At 53.1% G+C, this 18744-nt stretch carries 17 protein-coding genes and 1 tRNA gene; 2 read left to right on the top strand and 16 right to left on the bottom strand.

The genetic code is table 11. The features are described from left to right. Window positions 1–51: 51 nt before the first annotated feature. On the bottom strand, window positions 52–1281 hold the full coding sequence (locus AC4PCC_RS19520; RefSeq protein WP_492125623.1) for a TolC family outer membrane protein: 1230 nt from the start codon (window positions 1279–1281) through the stop codon (window positions 52–54). A gap of 91 nt (window positions 1282–1372) precedes the next feature. Next, window positions 1373–2029: a helix-turn-helix transcriptional regulator gene (locus AC4PCC_RS19515; protein ID WP_492125622.1), complete on the bottom strand. Its 657-nt coding sequence runs from the start codon at window positions 2027–2029 to the stop codon at window positions 1373–1375. Window positions 2030–2756: 727 nt separating this feature from the next. Here AC4PCC_RS19515 and AC4PCC_RS19510 point away from each other — a divergent pair. Continuing rightward, window positions 2757–3506, top strand: coding sequence for a helix-turn-helix domain-containing protein (locus AC4PCC_RS19510; protein WP_492125621.1), 750 nt, complete (start codon window positions 2757–2759; stop codon window positions 3504–3506). A 104-nt stretch (window positions 3507–3610) separates the two neighbouring features. Here the strand turns inward: AC4PCC_RS19510 and AC4PCC_RS19505 are convergent, their stop codons facing one another. Then, window positions 3611–4579, bottom strand: a complete 969-nt coding sequence (locus AC4PCC_RS19505) for a magnesium and cobalt transport protein CorA (protein ID WP_492125620.1) — start codon at window positions 4577–4579, stop codon at window positions 3611–3613. 192 nt (window positions 4580–4771) lie between these two features. On the opposite strand from AC4PCC_RS19505, the gene AC4PCC_RS19500 reads away from it, so the two are divergent. Next, complete coding sequence (locus tag AC4PCC_RS19500; RefSeq protein WP_492125619.1) at window positions 4772–5983, top strand: diguanylate phosphodiesterase; 1212 nt, start codon at window positions 4772–4774, stop codon at window positions 5981–5983. A 31-nt stretch (window positions 5984–6014) separates the two neighbouring features. Here the strand turns inward: AC4PCC_RS19500 and AC4PCC_RS19495 are convergent, their stop codons facing one another. The 13 genes from AC4PCC_RS19495 to aspA form a co-directional block, all read right to left on the bottom strand. Continuing rightward, the gene (locus AC4PCC_RS19495) at window positions 6015–6707 is read right to left on the bottom strand and encodes an amino acid ABC transporter permease (protein ID WP_492125618.1); all 693 of its coding nucleotides are present in this window, start codon (window positions 6705–6707) and stop codon (window positions 6015–6017) included. Window positions 6708–6725: 18 nt separating this feature from the next. Beyond that, the gene (locus tag AC4PCC_RS19490; RefSeq protein WP_492127574.1) at window positions 6726–7418 is read right to left on the bottom strand and encodes an amino acid ABC transporter permease; all 693 of its coding nucleotides are present in this window, start codon (window positions 7416–7418) and stop codon (window positions 6726–6728) included. 84 nt (window positions 7419–7502) lie between these two features. Then, a complete protein-coding gene (locus tag AC4PCC_RS19485) occupies window positions 7503–8321 on the bottom strand; it encodes a transporter substrate-binding domain-containing protein (protein ID WP_492125617.1) in 819 nt (272 codons plus the stop codon). Window positions 8322–8339: 18 nt separating this feature from the next. Continuing rightward, window positions 8340–9077 (bottom strand): amino acid ABC transporter ATP-binding protein, encoded by a 738-nt coding sequence (locus AC4PCC_RS19480; protein ID WP_067704309.1) that lies wholly within the window; start codon window positions 9075–9077, stop codon window positions 8340–8342. Window positions 9078–9098: 21 nt separating this feature from the next. Then, window positions 9099–9662 carry a peroxidase-related enzyme gene (locus tag AC4PCC_RS19475; RefSeq protein WP_492125616.1) on the bottom strand — a complete coding sequence of 188 codons (564 nt, stop codon included), beginning with the start codon at window positions 9660–9662 and terminating at the stop codon, window positions 9099–9101. Continuing rightward, window positions 9659–10141, bottom strand: coding sequence for a CMD domain-containing protein (locus AC4PCC_RS19470; RefSeq protein ID WP_492125615.1), 483 nt, complete (start codon window positions 10139–10141; stop codon window positions 9659–9661). The genes AC4PCC_RS19475 and AC4PCC_RS19470 overlap by 4 nt, the downstream gene beginning before the upstream one ends. After that, window positions 10138–11607 (bottom strand): NAD(P)-binding domain-containing protein, encoded by a 1470-nt coding sequence (locus tag AC4PCC_RS19465; protein WP_492125614.1) that lies wholly within the window; start codon window positions 11605–11607, stop codon window positions 10138–10140. The genes AC4PCC_RS19470 and AC4PCC_RS19465 overlap by 4 nt, the downstream gene beginning before the upstream one ends. A gap of 329 nt (window positions 11608–11936) precedes the next feature. Further along, window positions 11937–12896 carry a LysR family transcriptional regulator gene (locus AC4PCC_RS19460; RefSeq protein WP_492125613.1) on the bottom strand — a complete coding sequence of 320 codons (960 nt, stop codon included), beginning with the start codon at window positions 12894–12896 and terminating at the stop codon, window positions 11937–11939. Between the two features lie 197 nt (window positions 12897–13093). Next, window positions 13094–13169: transfer RNA gene (locus AC4PCC_RS19455), tRNA-Phe, on the bottom strand. Window positions 13170–13279: 110 nt separating this feature from the next. Next, window positions 13280–13858 carry a transcriptional regulator gene (locus AC4PCC_RS19450; protein ID WP_067704289.1) on the bottom strand — a complete coding sequence of 193 codons (579 nt, stop codon included), beginning with the start codon at window positions 13856–13858 and terminating at the stop codon, window positions 13280–13282. A gap of 60 nt (window positions 13859–13918) precedes the next feature. Continuing rightward, window positions 13919–15760, bottom strand: coding sequence for a protein-disulfide reductase DsbD (locus tag AC4PCC_RS19445; RefSeq protein WP_492125612.1), 1842 nt, complete (start codon window positions 15758–15760; stop codon window positions 13919–13921). A 191-nt stretch (window positions 15761–15951) separates the two neighbouring features. Beyond that, complete coding sequence (locus tag AC4PCC_RS19440; protein ID WP_345830090.1) at window positions 15952–17253, bottom strand: anaerobic C4-dicarboxylate transporter; 1302 nt, start codon at window positions 17251–17253, stop codon at window positions 15952–15954. Between the two features lie 3 nt (window positions 17254–17256). Further along, window positions 17257–18693, bottom strand: coding sequence for an aspartate ammonia-lyase (gene aspA / locus AC4PCC_RS19435; RefSeq protein ID WP_492125611.1), 1437 nt, complete (start codon window positions 18691–18693; stop codon window positions 17257–17259). Between the last annotated feature and the right edge of the window lie 51 nt (window positions 18694–18744).

Genomic DNA, 18744 nt, shown 5'->3' with positions numbered 1-18744 from the left:
AGGCCTCATCCCTGAATAATTGACTGTTCATAAATAATTTTACGCCCTGGATTAATGACAGATATAGTTTTTCAGCATCGAATAATCTAAATCACCCGTGGCAGCTGCCAGCTGGATTTTTTGCAGTATAAAGTTATTCTCAGCTTCGGTAAGATTCTGTATCGCCTTAAACAGTTCTTTCTCAGCATTAAATTCATCAACTAGCGTTCTTAGTCCCACCTCTTTTCCATATATTGTGGAGTCCAGCTTTTTCTTAGCAGACTGCCTGGCTTTTCGTAAGGCATAAACCTTTTGCAGGTTATTATTCACGCCGAGCCAGGCAACCTGAGTATTCTGTAGTATTTTCCGTCGGGTATCCTCCAGCAGTTGTTTAGCTCTGTCGTGACGGCTCACGGCCTCAAGCGTTTGGGAAATATTCCGCCCTCCGGCAAAAATGGGCACCGCTACATTAATACCAACATAAGTGTTTGTGGTTTTAGAGGTTGTTCCGAAGAATTCATCCAGCATATTCTCATTTTCTCCTCTGCTCCAGTTACCTCCATAGTTAGCGCTAAGGGTAACGACAGGCAGATGCGTCGATGATGCCGCATAGACGTCTGAACGCGATTCCTGAAGCTGATGCGAGGCAGCAATGATATTCAGGTTTTTGGCTGTTGCACGCGCCAGAACAGTATTCAAGTTTTCACGCATCGGCTTAAAAAGACACGCCGTTTCTGCTTCACTTATTCCCTGCGCGCTCAGGCCCGTTAAGCGCTGGAAATCAATATCAGCGTGATTGAGATCGTTTTCTGCAGAGAGCATATTGGCATCAGAAGTATCATAGCTGGCCTGTGCTTCATCAACATCCAGCTGAGTTCCATCACCGACCGCCAGCGCTCGCTGGGCTTTTCTTAACTGAAGTTCGTATGCTTTTTTCTCCTGTCTTGATGTAGTGAGTTGTTTTCTGGAAAAGATAACCGCAAACCATGCCTTACTGACGTTTTGTATTAATGTCTGCTGCGACAGCAAAAAATTAGCATCAGCAACATTGGCTGTGGCATTTGATCTTTGCCAGCTGGCGAAGCGGGCAAGGTCGAAAAGAGGCTGTGTCACATTAAGTGCATAATCGTGGCGTTTAACGCCCGCAGCATAGGCCGCCTTAGGTTGATCCTGCTTTGAATAATTACCGGTTAACGTTATTTCTGGCAGGAGACCGGCAAAGCCCTGATAGCGCTTTTGCTGCTCTGCCTGATGAAGACTGACGGCGGCCAGATACTCACTGTCATAGGTCGTCGCCACCATTACCGCCTGCTGTAGCGTTAAGGCCTGAGCGTGCTCCAGCCAGAGCAGCAGAAAAAACGTGCTGAGTGATATCTTAGAAAAATTCATTTACTTATAATATCCCATTAAAATAAGCATATTTAAGCAGTTCGCCATTGGTGCTCACACTCAGCTTTTTCATGGCATTATGCTTCTGAGTTGCTACAGTACTGATTGCCCTGTTTTTCTTCGCGGCTATTTCTGACAGAGAGTGGCCCTGAACAATGAGAAAGATAACCTCCCACTCTTTCAACGTTAGCGTATCAGACAGGGCCATCCGTTTTTTGTCATCCGTTACGCTTCGTAAGGCTTTAGATATGAACACCGCTTCGCGAGAAGAGGCCAGGTGTTGCAGCGCATTTTGAAAATCTTCTACATTATCCTGCGCGCTAATCAGCGCGTCATAGCCCGATTGTATTATCTTCCCTATTAATGGAGTCTTAGTATCCTGGAGAAACATCATGATTTTGACTTGATGATTATGACACTCATCTTTGAGGTATTTGTGCTCGCCCGTACTGCATTTTTTATAAAGAAAATAATATTCTGTCAGGAGAATGTCAACTTTGCCACCTGCTATCTGACGACAAAGAAATGTATATTCGTCACAGATGCTTATCTCAACAGGTATGTTTTTGGATTCTTTTTTAATAAAATCACATATCGCTTTCTCAAAAATATTGGTATTATAAAAAATAATAATTTTTAAGGGCTGTTTTTCATTCCTCATATGCTTTTCCTTGCATTATCCTGACGGAAGGTATTTGAGATGTCCATGTCATTGTCGATCGTTAATTTTTTTTAGCATTATCGCCGGTCCATTGTCGAAGTTACTCATCTGATACGACTTTATCTCGAAATAATTCGATGTGTCGCCCTGGAAAAGTTTACTCGCGTTAAGGAAGTCGCTCTAACCGCTTTCTCCTCATGACAGATCCTTTGTTTAGGATTCGGGTTCCTGCTGGCTTCTCCATAATTAACTCAGTAACCAATACGAGTAATAGATATCTGTCATGACCGATCGCTCAGGCCTGGGTTATAGAAATGGACGTGCCATTTAAATACCCCGGACCATAGAACTGCATTCTTCCATTAAGAATTTCACTTTTCAAGTATCGTTTTACAGCGATGAAGTAGATTATTATCCTGCCTAGGTGTCAATGCTAGCAAAAAACTTCCTTGTGAGAAAAATGACAGTAGTTAATGCTGTCATTACTTAATTATCGTCAAAATACCTGTAATGTTATGAAACTTATTATGTGTTTATTTTGGGTGTTAGATTGCTAATGTGTTACTTTCTGCTGATTATTCTCTTTCTTGTATAGTTCATCATTACATGTAATACTTTTTTACCGTTAAAAATGATGCCAGATTAGGGCGTTGGTGTAGATCAATGTGAATGAGATGGACGGAGCGCCACTCTTATAAATGACATAAAATTTATTCTGAGAGAATTTATGGATAAAAGCCTCAAAGAGATGAGTACCTCGGTCATTGGCGAAGGTCAGTCTCCAAAACAAACGCAGCCATTAACCTCATTTTTTCATGTGAAATCAGTTAGAGAGGGGGGGCCAATGCGACATAGTTCTGTTAATTACGGGCAGAATTATAATAAACCCTGTCAAAGTCACCAAAAAATAATCGATTTACTGTCATCTTTCTCTGTCATTTCCGAGCATGATGAAATCTCCCGTAAAAAAAGGCGTTATCGGTTCTTAAAGAACGCATTGCCAGTCGTTTACTTACTCAGTGAAGGAGATTATTTGTTGAATACACAGGGGGGTAATAAACTGCTCAATATAGTTTCCTCTCCCTATGTTGTCGGCATGATTCACAACAATGATGACATCCCGCTCTATTTGGAACGCATAGATTACGGGAAAATTAGCCATATTCCACTGGAAACATTCTGGCATCTCATCTGTAAAAAAAATCTTCTTGATGATGCTATGTTGTTGATATGCGAACATTTCTCAGATTTAACGGAGTACATCACACTGAATAAGAGCAACGCTTATGAAGAGGTGAAGTCGCTTAGCCATTACTGGGAAAAACTTCCCGCGCATCTGCTAAAACGTTATTCGGCCATGTACCTGATCGAAAACAGTTCATGGCTCTCAAAAAGTTCAATTAGCAGAGCGTTAAAAATAATGAAGGAGCGGGGGGAAATTACCCTTGAGAAGGGGCATATGGTCCGACCCGAGTGATCCCGGGCTGGCCCCTTAATGGCGTCATAGGTAGAGGGGACATTGCACCGTCATCTGGCGCGGGGATCCACCGCAGCCCCTCGCATGGCATGAAGCCTCTCGTGTTAAAGCCAGCCTGTTCGTCTTAGCTTCCACCACAGCAGGGTACAAAGCGAGAACGTGCAGGCTACGACAGCAGGATAGCCATAGTGCGTGTGCAACTCCGGCATGTGATCAAAATTCATGCCGTACATGCTAAACATCACCGTTGGAACAATCAGTATAGCTCCCCAACCCGCCAGCTTTTTCCCAACCTCATTCTGCTGAACGCTGACCAGGGCAAGGTTCATCTGCATCGCGGTGGTTAGCATCTCGCGCATATCTTCAGCATCGCTCACCACGTGGCTGGCATGATCTTCTACATCACGGATATAGGCTTTAAGGGGTTTGGGAATCAGCTCATCATGTAACCTGACCAGCTGATTGCAGATTTCGACTACCGGCATTGCTGAATTACGGAGTGCAAGCAGGTGGCGGCGCATAACATAGACCCTTTGCACCGCACTTTTGTCGAAATCACTGCGAAACATGGCATCTTCAATATCGGTAATTCTTCCACTTAGCGACATGGTCAGCTCGGCGTAATTATCGACAATGAAATCCAGAATGCAGTAGAGCGCATAACCGGGACCCATGGCCAGCATATTGGGGTTTTCTTCCGCCCGCGTGCGGCAGGGAGAATAACGGTCGGACGCACCGTGCCTGACGGTAATCAGAAAGTTTTTACCGATAAAAATATGTGTTTCACCAAAATGGATTGTGCCGTCTTTTGCATCGCGCGCCGTTTTGACCACGATAAACACAGAGTCACCATAGTGCTCAATCTTAGTGCGCTGATGAGCCGTCAGGGCATCCTCAATGGCCAGGTCATGTAGCCCAAACTCTTTTTGAATTCGGTGCATAAATTCGGCATCGGGATGCAACAGGCCCAGCCAGATAAAGGCATCCGGTTCTTTGAGAACCTCACTGATATTATCAATGTCCACGTCCTCACCATGCTTGCCGGCGTGGTAGACCCTGCTGTTCACTATCATTTCTTTGTCCTGTTTCGAATGCTGCTGAAGCTTAGCAGGGAAATAATCAAGGGGGAAAGTCTGTCGCTCAGGGTAAATCGTCACCGTTTGTGTAAACGACAGCGCCATCACGCATTCGATAAGAAATCTCGATCGCTGGTTAAATGCTTCTGGTAATGTATGCGGTACTCACGCACAAACCCGGAACGCAGCATGTTGTCAACGATCATCTACCGGAGCCATCTTTCTGATGATGTACCGGTGAAAACGCTGGAAAAGTTAGCTATCCAGGCCAACGGCAAGAATCAGTCATTCGATGTGACAGGCATTTTGCTGTTTAACGGCACCCACTTCCTGCAGCTTTTGGAAGGCCCGGAAGAGAAGGTCTGCGCGATTTACGATCGTATCTGCGCCGATACCCGCCATCATAATCTGGTTGAGCTTATGCGCGATTTTGGCCCTTCGCGGCGTTTCGGTAAGGTCGGCATGGAGCTTTTCGATCTGCGTAAATATGGCAGAGACTCTGTTCTTCAGGCGGTTTTGGACAAAGGCACATCAAAGTACCAGCTGACTTATAACGACAGGGCGCTGCAGTTTCTTCGTACCTTTGTTGAAGCACGGGAAAGAGAAAATTATTTTGAAATTCCTTCGGCCGATCTCTGGGATTTTATCCAGGAAGAGGGGGTGGAACCGGAGACCGTGCCGCTGAATGCCGGTACTGAAGCCTGGAGCTTTGCCTTTCAGCCAATTATTGACCCTTTTGCCCGCCAGATCGTTTCGTACGAAGCGCTGATCCGCACGGTTGAGGGCGGTTCACCCGATGACTATTTTGCTCCGCTACCCCGGGAGGAAGTCTATAAGGCAGATCTCAGATCTAAGGCATCGGCGTTTGCGCTGGCAAGAAAACTCAATATCCAGCAGCAAACGCTATCTATTAATTTGTTGCCTATGTCGCTGGTCTCAGAGCCTGATGCCGTTGAGTTTTTGCTCCAGCAGATCCTTGCAAACGGTTTGGTGCCAGAGCAGGTGGTGGTTGAAGTGACAGAAAATGACGATCTCTCTCGCGTGGAAGAGTTTGAAAGGGCCATCCGGAAGTTAAAAGCCGCCGGTATCTGCTTCGCGATTGATGATTTTGGGGCGGGTTTTGCCGGGCTGTCGCTTCTGTCCAGATTCCAGCCAGACCGCGTCAAAATCAATCGCGATATTATCAGCGACGTGCATAGAAATGGCCCAAAACAGGCCATTGTGCAGGGGATCATTAAGTCCTGCTCGTCGCTGGAAATCGCCGTCATCGCGGTGGGCGTTGAAAAGCCTGAAGAGTGGATGTGGCTGGAGGCAGCCGGAATTTCTCACTTCCAGGGCTTTCTGTTTGCCAAACCGCTGATAAATGGGCTACCCGCCGTTGCCTGGCCGGAGCCGCGCTAACAGACAAACGGCCCTCACCGGGCCGTTGGTCTCAGGTGCGGACTCGCAGGGTGGACTCAATTTTATCGGCCACCTTTGTGACGACCCACGCGATAACCATATAAAACACCACCGCAATGGCAAAAGCTTCCAGATAGTAGAAGTTCAGCGCGGCCGTAAGCTGGGCCTGGGCAAAGATATCGACCACCTCTATCGCAAAAGCGAGCGACAGCGCCTTCATGATAACCATAAAGGAATTAGCCAGGTCGGGGATGGCTGACACAATAATCTGGGGAAACAGTACCCGGCGGAAAAGCTGAGGGGTGGTGTAACCTAACGAGCGTGCGGCGTCTGACTGACCCGAATCAAACGCATTCAGCGCCCCTTTTACGACCTCCGCCTGAAAGGCTGAGACGCAGGCGGTGAGCGCGACGATGATAATGACTTCGTTGGGCAGGGAGTGGGCATCAGCGTTCATCCCCAGATGGCTTGCCACGTAGTGAACCGCCGGGGGGAGGCCATAATAAGCAAGGAAGATCACCACCACCATCGGCACCCCTTTGAATATCACTTTCCAGGCAATCACCAGCTGCCGCAGCACCGGTATCCGCCGGTGTTCCACGAAGGCGAACAGGCTGCCTGCCAGCGTCGAGCACAGGAAAATGGTTACCGCCATGGCAAGCGTCAGCGGCACAGCACCCAGAATGCTCCAGAAGTCCGGCAGTAATACATCAGGATCAAACATATGTCGTTAACTCCTTTGTCAGAGGCTGGGGGTGAAGGTTTTTTTCGCCGCGACCGTTTTCGAGCTGTACTTCGCATGGCGACGCTCAAAGAAGCGTACGATGAGCCAGGCAATCAGGCATAGCAGGGAGTAAATAACCGCCAGAACCAGGTAGGTGCCAAACTGATACTGGTTATAGTCCCGCTCCATGATCAGATGTGCCGTTGCCATTACGTCGGCTGCTCCGATATACATCACCAGCGCGACGTTATGGATCAGATAAATAATCGCATTGCCGTAGCCGGGCAGGGCAATATGCCCGGCCTGCGGAGCGACGATGCGCAGCATCTTTTGCCGAAAGCTGTATCCCAAACTGTCTGCTGCATCATGCTGGCCCCGCTCAACCGCCAGAAAGGCCGGGCGCATCACCTCCGAAAGATACCCACCGTGATAGAGGCTCAACCCAACCATTGACGCCGCCGCCGCTGAGAGAGAATCACTCATATCGAACAGGCCGGCCACCAGCGGAAGCCCGTAGAAGGCCACGAAAAGCTGGAGCACCACCGGGACACTCCGGGCGTAGGAGACGTACAGGTCGGCCAGCTGGCTGAGGAGGGGTATCCGCCGCACCCGCAATGTTGTCGCCACCAGCGCCAGGCAGAAGCCTGTAATAAGGGCGACAAAAATAATCGCGAGCGTTAGCGGCAAGGCTGAAAGTAGCTCGGGAATCATGGAAGTCAGATCCACGTTGGAATGCTCCTGAATACAATGTCTGCGTTAAACCCTGACCCGAGGCCCGGATGTGAGGCGATAAACTTATTTCATGTATTTACTGACGTTTTCGCCAAACCACTTTTGGGAAAGCTTATCCAGCGTACCGTCATCCTTAAGCGCTTTGAGGGCTTTATTCACGTCCTCACTCAGCGCTTTATTTTCCTCCGACTTATGGATCATCACGTAGGTGTTGTTGACCGCGACGGGCTCGCTGGTGGCAATACTCAGTTTCTGGTTATCAATGACGGTCTGTTCACCCAGGTTTGAAGGCAGGATCAATGCATCATATTTACCGCCCTGGATTTCCTTCAGGCGGTCCGGGTAGGGAACGCCGGCGCTGGATGCGCGAATAGTGACTTTCTCGCCAGGGTGCGTCTGCTGCCACTGGGTGACAAATTTGTAGACGCCGCCGCCCGCAGTGACCGGGACGATATTCTTGCCCACCAGGTCTTTCATCTCATTAATCGGGCTCTCTTTCCGACTGTAGATCTTCATCAGGCTGGCCCCTATCGGGCTGTCCGGGATCAGGAACTGTTTGAGACGTGCGGGCGCTTTATAGTAGCCGCCTGTCGCCATATCATATTTTCCGGTCGCCAGGCCCGTCTCCTGAGCAATGTCTGCGGCACCTTCCATTTTAAATTTGTACTGGGGCAGCTTAGCGTTTATGGCTTTCAGCACGTCCGGCTCATATCCCTGGGGTTCAACGCCGATGGCGCCCCATGAAAGCGGCTTGGATTCTGCCGCCGTAGCGATTTTGATGGTTCTTACATCGTCGGCGTAGCTGGTCCCGGCCGTGGAAAGCGCGAGGGCAAGCAGCGCCGGCGTGGTCAGACGCCGTAAAGCAGAGTTGAGTGCAGGCATAGAAATGTCCCTAAATTATCAGATGGCGCGTTCAGCGTTGAGAAACTGAGCAAGTCGGGGCAGAGCAGGGCGGTCGAAAATCTCATCCGGACGGCCTTCAGCCGCGACCACGCCCTGATCCATAAATACAATGCGATTTGAGACGCTCCTGGCGAACTGCATTTCATGGGTCACCAGCAGCGATGTGATACCTGAGGAGGTGACGTCTCTGATCACTTTAAGCACTTCACCCACCAGCTCCGGATCCAGCGACGACGTGGGTTCATCAAATAGAATCACATCGGGACGCACGGCCAGCGCGCGCGCGATCCCCGTACGCTGAAGCTGACCACCAGAGAGCTGGGAAGGATAATGATCCTGCTTTGCCGTCAGGCCCACGCGCTCAAGCTCGTGGAGAGCGATAGCGCGCGCCTCCTCTTTTGATTTGCGCTGCACCACCACCAGAGGATCCATGACGTTTTCAATGACCGTCATATTCTTAAAGACGTTGAACTGCTGGAATACCATGGCGGTACGTAAGCGGATCGCCTGAATGGCCTCCTTATCGGGTGCCTGATAATCCATGTGGATCCGATCAAAGCCGATCGTCCCGGAAGAGGGTTTCGCCAGATAGTTAATGCATCTGAGCAGCGTCGTTTTTCCGGTTCCGCTCGGACCGATAATGGATACGACGTCGCCGCGCTTCACTGAAAGCGAGACGCCTTTCAGGATCGGCGTCCGTCCGTAAGAGAGCGTAATATCATTGAGTTCAAGCATTGACTTTCTCTGTCCTTCTCATTATTCGACCCGGGCATGGCCGAGGACGTGCATCAGGCGATTGGCCCAGCCGAAGATCGCGATCGCATGGATCAGATCAATGATTTCGTGCTCTTTCAATCCCACGCTTTTTAGCGCGACGATATCTTCTGTCGTGGCTTCTGATGGCGTGACGGACAGGCGACAGGCAAAGCGGTAAATGGCTGCCTCGCGTGGGTTAAGCCTTTCGGGTCGGTTAAACCAGAGTGCGCTGACCAGGCTGGTGCTCTGGGTAAGCTGCGCATGGCGGCGTGCGTGGACAACCGCACAAAATTTGCAGCCATTAACGATCGATGCACCCAGTGCGCCAAGCTCGCGATCCGGGCGATCGAGCCCTCCTCCGACATACATAATGGCGTTAAACAGCAGCGTACGGGCAACGTAGCTTTCAGGGTCGTGTGCCAGCGTGCGCACGTAGTCTGAAACCTTTTTATTTGACGGGGTAATCTTCATCGCCTCACGCTGCTCTGCCGAGGCATCAATGAGTTCAACAGGCGCGATATAAGGATGCCAGGCTAATGGCTTGAGGGTAACCTGTGGGATCATGCTGACCTCAACAGGCGTAAACCCGCGACAACGCGCGTCTGGAAGTTGACGAAGGCAATCAGCTCAGAGAGCGCGACAATCTGTGGGTTATTCAGCCCGGCCTGCTCAAGCAGGGTAATATCGTTGGCTGTCGCCAAACCGGGCGTCAGCGTGATCAGATCGACATGCCGTGCAAGCGTCGCCAGCGGTTCATCCAGCGCCGTAGAGCCCTTTGCCAGGGCCATTAGCGGGCCAGTCGGCACCCGCGCCACCAGCTGGGCTTCATAGTCGGCGACCAGTTCCCGGGCCTGGTTCAGCGCCGCCATACGGTGCGCCAGAGCAAGCCGTAATCCGGCCTCCAGACCCTGGTCATTTGCTGGCTGTAACACCGACAGGCGGCACTGCTCCGCGCCCTCGACAAATTCCGGGCGAAGCCGACGCAGGTTATAATGCTCATCGCCCGGTGAAAGGCCGGCGGCATTGTCTATTGCATCACTCACAATGCGTTCTCCTGTTTTAATAAGGGTGTTGAATCAACCCACTCATCGCCCTGAAGCTCAGGCGTGTCGTAAGCGACCAGGCTCTGGAAGTGGGTTTCGACATCTTCAGCAAATAGCGAGGCCGCAATACCGCGTACCAGACGGTCGGCACCGGCACTGACCGCCGGAATATCGCCGGAAACCTTGCCGTGAGTCAGCATGGCAGCATCGTTAAAGCAGTGGATATGCGGCAGTATCGTGCAGGCACCGGGTGATCGTTCGCGAAACTCGAAGGCCGGGCCCAGATCGGGTGCTTCCAGCATACTGGCTCGTGGCGTGCCCATCTCGGGGGTATAGCGGCCCGCCGACCAGCTGCGGATATGAGGGGCGATGGCGGAAAACTCTGGCCGACCGGTAAAGTCGTTGGTAAAGCCGGTTGCGGCAATCAGGAAGTCATAACGCCGTGCGCCCGTAGTGGTGTCAACGATCAACCCCTCTGCCTCTTCCCTGACGGCCGTGATATCGCAGTCGAGAAAGAATCGGGCACCAGGATGGCGTGAAACGCGAAGCGTTGATGAGCGGGGAGGCGGCGTCTGCGTGGCGGCCGTATAGTCGACGAATTTCCACTTCCAGGCATCGGGCAGCTGATGCACGCCGTGGACCACGCCCTGGCTGCCAATGCCGGTCATTTTGTTGATGCGCGGCATCGCTTTACGGCGGATCAGCAGGTCAACCGATCCCGCGCCGGCCTCCAGTGCCGTTGCCGCGTTATCCATCGACGAGGCTCCGGCACCGATTACTGCAAGACGCTTGCCTTTAAGCGCCTCGAAATTGATCGCGTCAGCAGAGTGCGCCCAGTATTTGCGATCGATGCCGTTAAGAAAATCGGGAACGGCCAGGCCGCCCAAACCGGATCGCCCGGTTGCCAGCACCAGACGCCGGGTGAGCACGCGGCCCGTTTCTTCACCCTTAATATCAATAGCAATCAGGTCACCGACCGGCGTGATACCGGTCATACGCACGTTATTGCGTACGGGCAGGTTGAGAACGTGGCGATACCAGACAAGGTATTCCATCCACGTTTCCCGGGGGATCTTGTCCAGGGCGTGCCAGGCCTCTGCTCCCCACTGCGCCGTATACCAGGCGCGGAAGGTTAACTGCGGCAGGCCCAGCGCCGGACCGTGCAGAGATTTTGGCGATCGCAGCGTTTCCATTCGGGCAAAGGTAACCCAGGGGCCTTCATGTCCGGCCGGTGCGGCATCGTAGGTGATAACATTATTGATGCCGGTAAGCAGCAGTTTAGCCGTGGCTGCCAGTCCGCACATGCCCGCACCGATGACCACCACGTCACGCACTGCAACGCCGTCATGGGAGCGTTCAGGGACCCAGGGCTTTGCGGGTAACTCAAGAAGTTCAAGGTCTTGCTGAAGCCGGGCTTCCAGTGCTGAGATCCCCGTGGCGACGGGCGAAGCTGCAGGACAGGTCATGATCGTATTCCTAACATTCGTCCGGTGCCGGGACGCTGAGTGGTGGTCTGGGTCGGGTTTCAATCGGCGAGGCCATACTGTCTGCCTGAGAGGGCAACAGAGTAAGAATCGCGATATCGCTGCTGACTTCTACTATCCGTTTTATGCATCTTTAATCTTTAACTATTAGATATTCAAATAGTAAAAAACGAGGTTCTGAATATCCCTTTCCACCGAAAAAGAGTCAATAAGCATGCTGGTTTATCAACCAAACGTTTTCTTCTATGCTTTGCCGGAATTGATATAAGGTGGGGTGTCGGCGCAGCGGTTTGCCGCGCCGTCAACGTAGATTAGTTCTGATTGATCAGGCGCATGACCCGCTGATGTTCAGAGGGGGCCAGCCGCTGAAAGGCAGGAAGCAGATTTTCAGCCGCGGTTTCAAGGGCAGTAACCAGCGACTGCACCGCCGCCGACAGCTGGCGACCCTGCGGTGTTATCACGCCAAAAAAGTAGGGGATCTCTTCTTCCAGCGGTCGGATGACTACGCCCTCAAGCGGCAGACCCCAGGCCGTGACGGGTTCGAGTATCGCCACGCCAAGGCCCGCGCGGACGCAGGCGAGGATATTAGCGGAGGAGTTGGTTTCAATGGTTTCATGCGGCGCGACCCTGAGCTTTTTCAGCACTTTCTCAAGGCTCCCACGCAGGCGCAGCGGATTTAGCGGCGCGATTAAACGGCGTCCCGTCAGGCAGCTAAGCGTAACCTGCTGCGCCGTGGCCAGGGGATCCCCCTGAGGCAGCGCCACCACGCACCGCGACTGACCTATCCAGTGCAGCTCGACCGCGTGATGTTCAAGCGGGAGGCTGCACAGGCCGATATCCGCCTCAGCGGCAATAATCGCGTGCGTAGTCTGCTCTGCGGACTGGCTAATAATCTGGACTTTATTCTGCAGGTCCAGCGCGGCCAGTGCCTGCGGCAGCAGGCCGGCGGCCAGCGCGGGCGTCGCGGCGATTCTGACAGGACGGTGCTGCTGGTGGCCAATTTCCTGTGCGCGGTGGCGGACCTGTTGCAGCGATACCAGCGCTCTCTGTACATACTGATGCAGCTGGAGCGCCTCTTCGGTCGGGTGGAGTCGTGGCCCGTTGCGCATAAACAGCGGATAGCCCAACGACTGCTCCAGCTCCTGTATCAGGCGTGAAACCGTAGGCTGAGAGCGTTTGAGCGCTTTCGCCGCGGCGGTGACGCTGCCAGCAGAAATTACGCAGGCAAAGGCTTCCAGCTGTTTTATATCAAGGTCAAATAGAGTGGTCATCCTGCGCACTATCCCTAACTCGCTGATAATCCCCGACAAGCGCGTGGGAAACCTTTTAATCATAGAGAGACTGAGCGGAATAAGCTATCAGGAGTGCGGGGGAAGGTCATCGGAACACGTCAGGTCACCACGGAGAAGCTGATGCGCCACAGGGGCCAGAAAGCAAAAACCCCCGCATAAGCGAGGGTTTGGAATAGTGGTGCCCGGACTCGGAATCGAACCAAGGACACGGGGATTTTCAATCCCCTGCTCTACCGACTGAGCTATCCGGGCAACGGGGCGCATTAAACCGTAAAGGCCGTCCTTCGTCAACGGCTTTGTCACAAAAATCCGTTAAAACCCGTTTGAGTGACTGCTTTTCATCCAGCCTGGCAAAATATTGCTCAGGTGAGTGCGCCATTCTTACGGCATAGCGCGAAATTCAGCACATCTTCTGCAAGCAGGCGTGCAATCTCCACTTCCTGCACCTTACGCTTTACCAGCAGGCGGCTCAGGCACCCTTCGAGGATCAGTTCCATCTGATGGGCGACCAGCGTGGGATTATCCGTTTGTAGCTCACTCAGCAGATCGTGCGTGTACTGCCAGGATGCGCGCTTTTGCTGGTCAGCGACCTGATGAATAGGGTGTTCGGGCTGGGGATAAAAGCTACACGCGGCGATAAACAGGCAGCCGGGATAACGGTTATTGTTTACGGCTTCGGCCAGCATTTCATAGCGAGCCAGCAGCTTTTGCTCGGGTTTGAGCGTCTCATCCAGCAGCAGTTTGCGCCGCCAGGTATCAACCTGCTGGCTGTGATATCGCAGGGCGTCATACAGTAATGCCTCACGGTCCGGCCAGAAACGTTTGATATCCTGCTCCTGACACGCCACGGCTTCTGCCATCATGGCAAAGGAAGTGGTGGGGGCCAGGCCATTTTGCTCGAGTACACTCAGTGCATGCTCGAGTACCTGTTCACGTTGCAAGTGACTCTCCTCTTGTATGCATTTTTCCGGCTTCAGCCGGAAATCATTTCCCAGTGTCGTTTACTGCGTCAGTTTCTGCAAATGCTGCTGGAATGCCGGGGCATCCATATAGCCCGCAATGCGGGAATGCGGGATCTCATGGCCGTTGGCATCAAAAAACAGGATAGTCGGCAGGCCGCGTACCTGTAGATGCTCAAGCAGCTCACGCTCTTTGGGGCTGTTAGCCGTGACATCGGCCTGAAGCAGCTGTAATGCGCTCAGCCGGGTCTGCACCTGTGCATCGCGGAAAGTGTATTTCTCGAACTCTTTACAGGCAACACACCAATCGGCATAGAGGTCGAGCATGGTGATGCGCCCGTTAGCCTGCTGTAAAGACGCGTCGAGATCCTTTACATCATCAAGTTGCGTGAAGCTGAGATGCGCGGCCGTCTGAGGGGCAGTACCAGGCCCGAACGCCCAGTCCTGCAAGGGGCGGGCGACGATCAGCGCCGCCGCCAGCATCGCGATTTGTCCCACTCTCAGCCAGCCATGCGAAGATTTCAGGCTGATAAATGCCCAGGCAAAGAACGCAACGCCCAGCCCGCTCCACAGTCGTAGTCCCCAGGCGTCGCCGACGATGCGTTCGAGCAGAAAAACCGGCAGGGCGAGAATAACGAAACCAAAACCCTCTTTAACGGTCTGCATCCAGATACCGCTCTTAGGCAGCAGGCGGTTACCAAACAGCGTTACGGCAATCAGCGGCAGCCCCATGCCGAGCGCATAGAGATAGAGCGTCCCGGCACCGGCCAGCATATTGCCGCTCTGGGCGATATAAAGCAGGATCGCGCTGAGCGGCGCGGTGGTGCAGGGGGAGCAAATCAGCCCTGCCAGCGCGCCCATCAAAAAGACGCCGGGCAGCGAGCCGCCCTGCTGACGGTTACTCCACAGAGTCAGACGCGTCTGCACCGATGCGGGAACTTGCAGGGTAAACAGGCCAAACATTGACAGGGCCAGCAGGGTGAACAGTACCGCCAAAGCCATCAGTACGATCGGTGACTGCAACGCAGCCTGAAAGCGCAATCCCGCTGCGGCGACGATGACGCCCATCACCGTGTAGGTCAGCGCCATACCCTGTACGTAGGCCACGGCCAGCGCAAACAGGCGCAGCAGGGAGTACCGACGACTGCCGCCGAGGATGATCCCGGAGATAAGGGGATACATCGGCAGTACGCAGGGGGTAAACGCAACGCCAATGCCGATAAGCAGCGCCCACAGGGCGGAGAAAGGCAACGCGTTGGCACCAGCAGGTGAAGAAGGATGTGCAGCAGCATTAGCGGTAACGTGTACCGCATCAGCAGGCGAAGAGGGATCCGCCGTACTGTTAGCGTTAACGTTTTTCGTATCCGCAGGTGAAGAGGCAATCGCAGACGACTTTAGCGGCGCACTGGATGCCTGCGAGGCTGAGGGAGAGCCGCTGCCAGCTGCCAGCACCGGATTCAGGGGAACGGTGCGCGTCTCCGGCGGGTAACAAAACCCTGCCGCCGCACATCCCTGGTAGGTGACGGTAATCGTGGCGCCCTTATCGGCCCGCAGCAGCTGTAGCGGTAGAGTAAGGTTCTCGGGGTAGATCTCGGTTTTACCGTAGAACTCATCCTCATGCGCTTTTCCTGCTGGCAGTACCCAGTCGCTGAGGGTCGCGCCATGTGCAGTAATGCTGATCTGCTGACGATAGAGATAGTATCCGGGCTTAATCTGCCAGCTAAGGGTTAACGTGTTTGCCTGCTGAGAGAAATCAAAGCTAAACGCCTGATTAACCGTGCCAAAAAGCGTTTTAGCCGGACTGCTGAACAGCGACGCGTTAGCGACCGGGCTAAGCAGGATCGTTAACAGCAAAAAGAGTAATGTGGTAATACGCTGGGCCATAGGATGAAACCGCTCTTTCCATGTTTAATTAAATAACAACCGGCGTCCGGGCGTGGTTGTGGGCGCACGTTGGGTAATCCGTATACGGATGCAGCGCACTATATCATGACGTCGGGTCAGGAACATTTTCAGGATGTAACGCGGTTAAGCGGGAAAAAAAGAGGGCCAGAAAGTTCCGGCCCTGAAAGGCGCTACAAAAACAGATGGCCGAAGATAAAGCCAAACAGTACGGAAAGGCAGATAGCCAGCGTACCTGGGATGATAAAGGAGTGATTAAAAACGAATTTTCCAATGCGCGTGGAGCCGGTATCGTCCATTTCCACCGCAGCCAGCAGCGTGGGATAGGTGGGCAGAATAAACAGGGCCGACACGGCAGCAAAGGATGCCACGGCGGTTACGGGGGAGACCCCCAGCAGCAGCGCCGCAGGCATCAGCGCCTTGGTTGTGGCGGCCTGTGAATAAAGCAGCGTGGAAGCAAAAAAGAGGATCACCGCCAGCATCCAGGGGAACTCAACCAGCAGATCGCCAGCGACCTGTTGAATCTCTGACAGATGCGCCTTAACAAAGGTATCGCCCAGCCACGCCACGCCCATCACGCAAATACAGGCGCTCATGCCGGACTTAAAGGTGCTGGCAGAGAGAATACGCGTTGCATCCACCTTGCAGGTCAGACAGATTAACGCGCCCGTGGTCAGCATAAAGATGACGATGGCCTCATTGCGCGGTAATACCGGATTGGCGATTAGCCCGACGGTATCGCTAATGGCGGTCGCATAGAGCACCACGGCGATAATACCGACGATAAACAGCAGCACGGAAAGTTTCGCGCCTGGCTTTTCCTCCAGCACGCTGGCCCCGCGCTGGCTCACTTCGCCTTTTGCCAGGCGCTCCTGGTATACGGGATCGTCCTTAAGCTCTTTGCCGAGGAAGTTAGTCACTAACGCCGCCAGGAAAATGGCGATCATCGTCGAGGGAACAGCCACGGACAGCAAGCCCAGATAGCTGATGCCGACAGGTTCCAGTATCCCGGCCAGAAATACCACGGCGGCCGAAATGGGTGAGGCGGTAATGGCTATCTGCGAAGCGACGACGGCTATCGACAGCGGGCGGGAAGGGCGTACGCCCTGCTCTTTCGCCACTTCCGCAATAACCGGCAGGGTTGAGAACGCGGTATGTCCCGTGCCTGCCAGCATAGTCATAAACCAGGTCACCAGCGGCGCGAGAAAGGTGATGTAACGGGGATGCCTGCGCAACAGCCGTTCGGCCAGGCTCACCAGGTAATCCATGCCCCCGGCCACCTGCATTGCCGCAATCGCGGCAATCACGCCCATAATAATTTCAATCACATCAAAGGGAATGGCACCGGGCCGGATGTGGAATCCCAGCGTAAGAACCAACATCCCCACGCCGCCCGCCAGGCCGATACCTGGCCCGCCGAGGCGTGCGCCCAGATAAATCGCCATCAGGACGACAATTAACTCCGGCACGATCATGAACTACTCCTCATTTTCATCGGTATAGCGTTTCGCTTTGTATGCCGGGAACATCAGGTTCTGGGTGGAAAAAATATCATCCAGCTCTGCCTCGGTCAGCAGGCCGCGCTCCAGCACCACCTCGCGCACGCTTTTACCCGTTTCAGCACAAATTTTGCCAACAATGTCGCCGTTATGGTGACCAATGTAGGGATTCAGGTAGGTAACAATACCGATGGAATTAAACACGTAGGCTTCGCATACGGCTTTATTGGCCGTTATGCCGTTAACGCATTTCTCCAGCAGGTTTGAACAGGCGTTGGTCAGGATATGCACAGACTCAAACATCGCCTGCCCGATGACCGGTTCCATTACATTCAGCTGCAGCTGGCCCGCTTCTGCCGCCATCGTCACGGTCATATCGTTGCCAATCACCTTAAAGCACACCTGATTAACCACCTCGGGCACCACTGGATTCACCTTGGCTGGCATGATCGATGAGCCTGCCTGCAATTCGGGCAGGTTGATTTCATTCAGGCCCGCACGGGGTCCGGAGGAGAGCAGGCGCAAATCGTTACAGATTTTGGAGAGCTTAACGGCCAGGCGTTTCAGCGCACTGTGCACCATCACGTAGGCGCCACAGTCGGAGGTGGCTTCAATCAAATCCTCTGCCGGAATGCAGGGCAGACCGCTGATTTCGGCCAGCTTTTGCACCGCCAGCTGCTGGTAACCTTCCGGGGTGTTTAATCGCGTACCGATTGCCGTGGCACCCAGGTTAACCTCCAGCAGCAGTTCGGCGGTGCGCAGAATGCTTTTGATCTCTTCATTCAGCAGCACGTTAAAGGCGTGAAACTCCTGCCCGAGCGTCATTGGCACGGCGTCCTGTAGCTGAGTGCGCCCCATTTTGAGGATGGTATTAAACTCAGTGGCCTTACGCTCAAAGCCTGCGCTGAGCTGACCGAGTGCCTCCAGCAGCGTCAGAATGGAGGTATAAACCGCAATGCGAAAACCGGTGGGGTAGGCGTCGTTAGTTGACTGGCATTTATTGACGTGGTCGTTGGGATTAAGGAACTGGTACTCGCCCTTTTGGTGGCCCATCAGTTCCAGCCCGATATTCGCCAGGACTTCGTTTGTGTTCATATTAACTGAAGTGCCTGCGCCGCCCTGATAGACGTCAACCGGGAACTGATCCAGGCATTTGCCGTCGATGAGCACTTCATCACAGGCCTGAATAATTCTGTTCGCAATGTCACGAGGCAGGGTTTTCAGCTCTTTATTCGCCATCGCGGCTGCTTTCTTGACCATGACCATACCGCGCACAAACTCAGGGATATCACTAATTTTACTGTTACTGATGTAAAAATTTTCTATCGCCCGCAGAGTATGAATGCCGTAATAAGCTTCCGCCGGCACTTCACGCATACCTAACAGGTCTTCTTCGATACGAATCTTATCAGCCATGTGAACCTTCTTAACGTTGTGCGCACCTTTCAAATGCGTGATTTTCAGGTA

This window comes from Erwinia sp. L03-1 (assembly GCF_058686115.1).
This window is presented reverse-complemented; position numbering and strand designations above follow the sequence as displayed.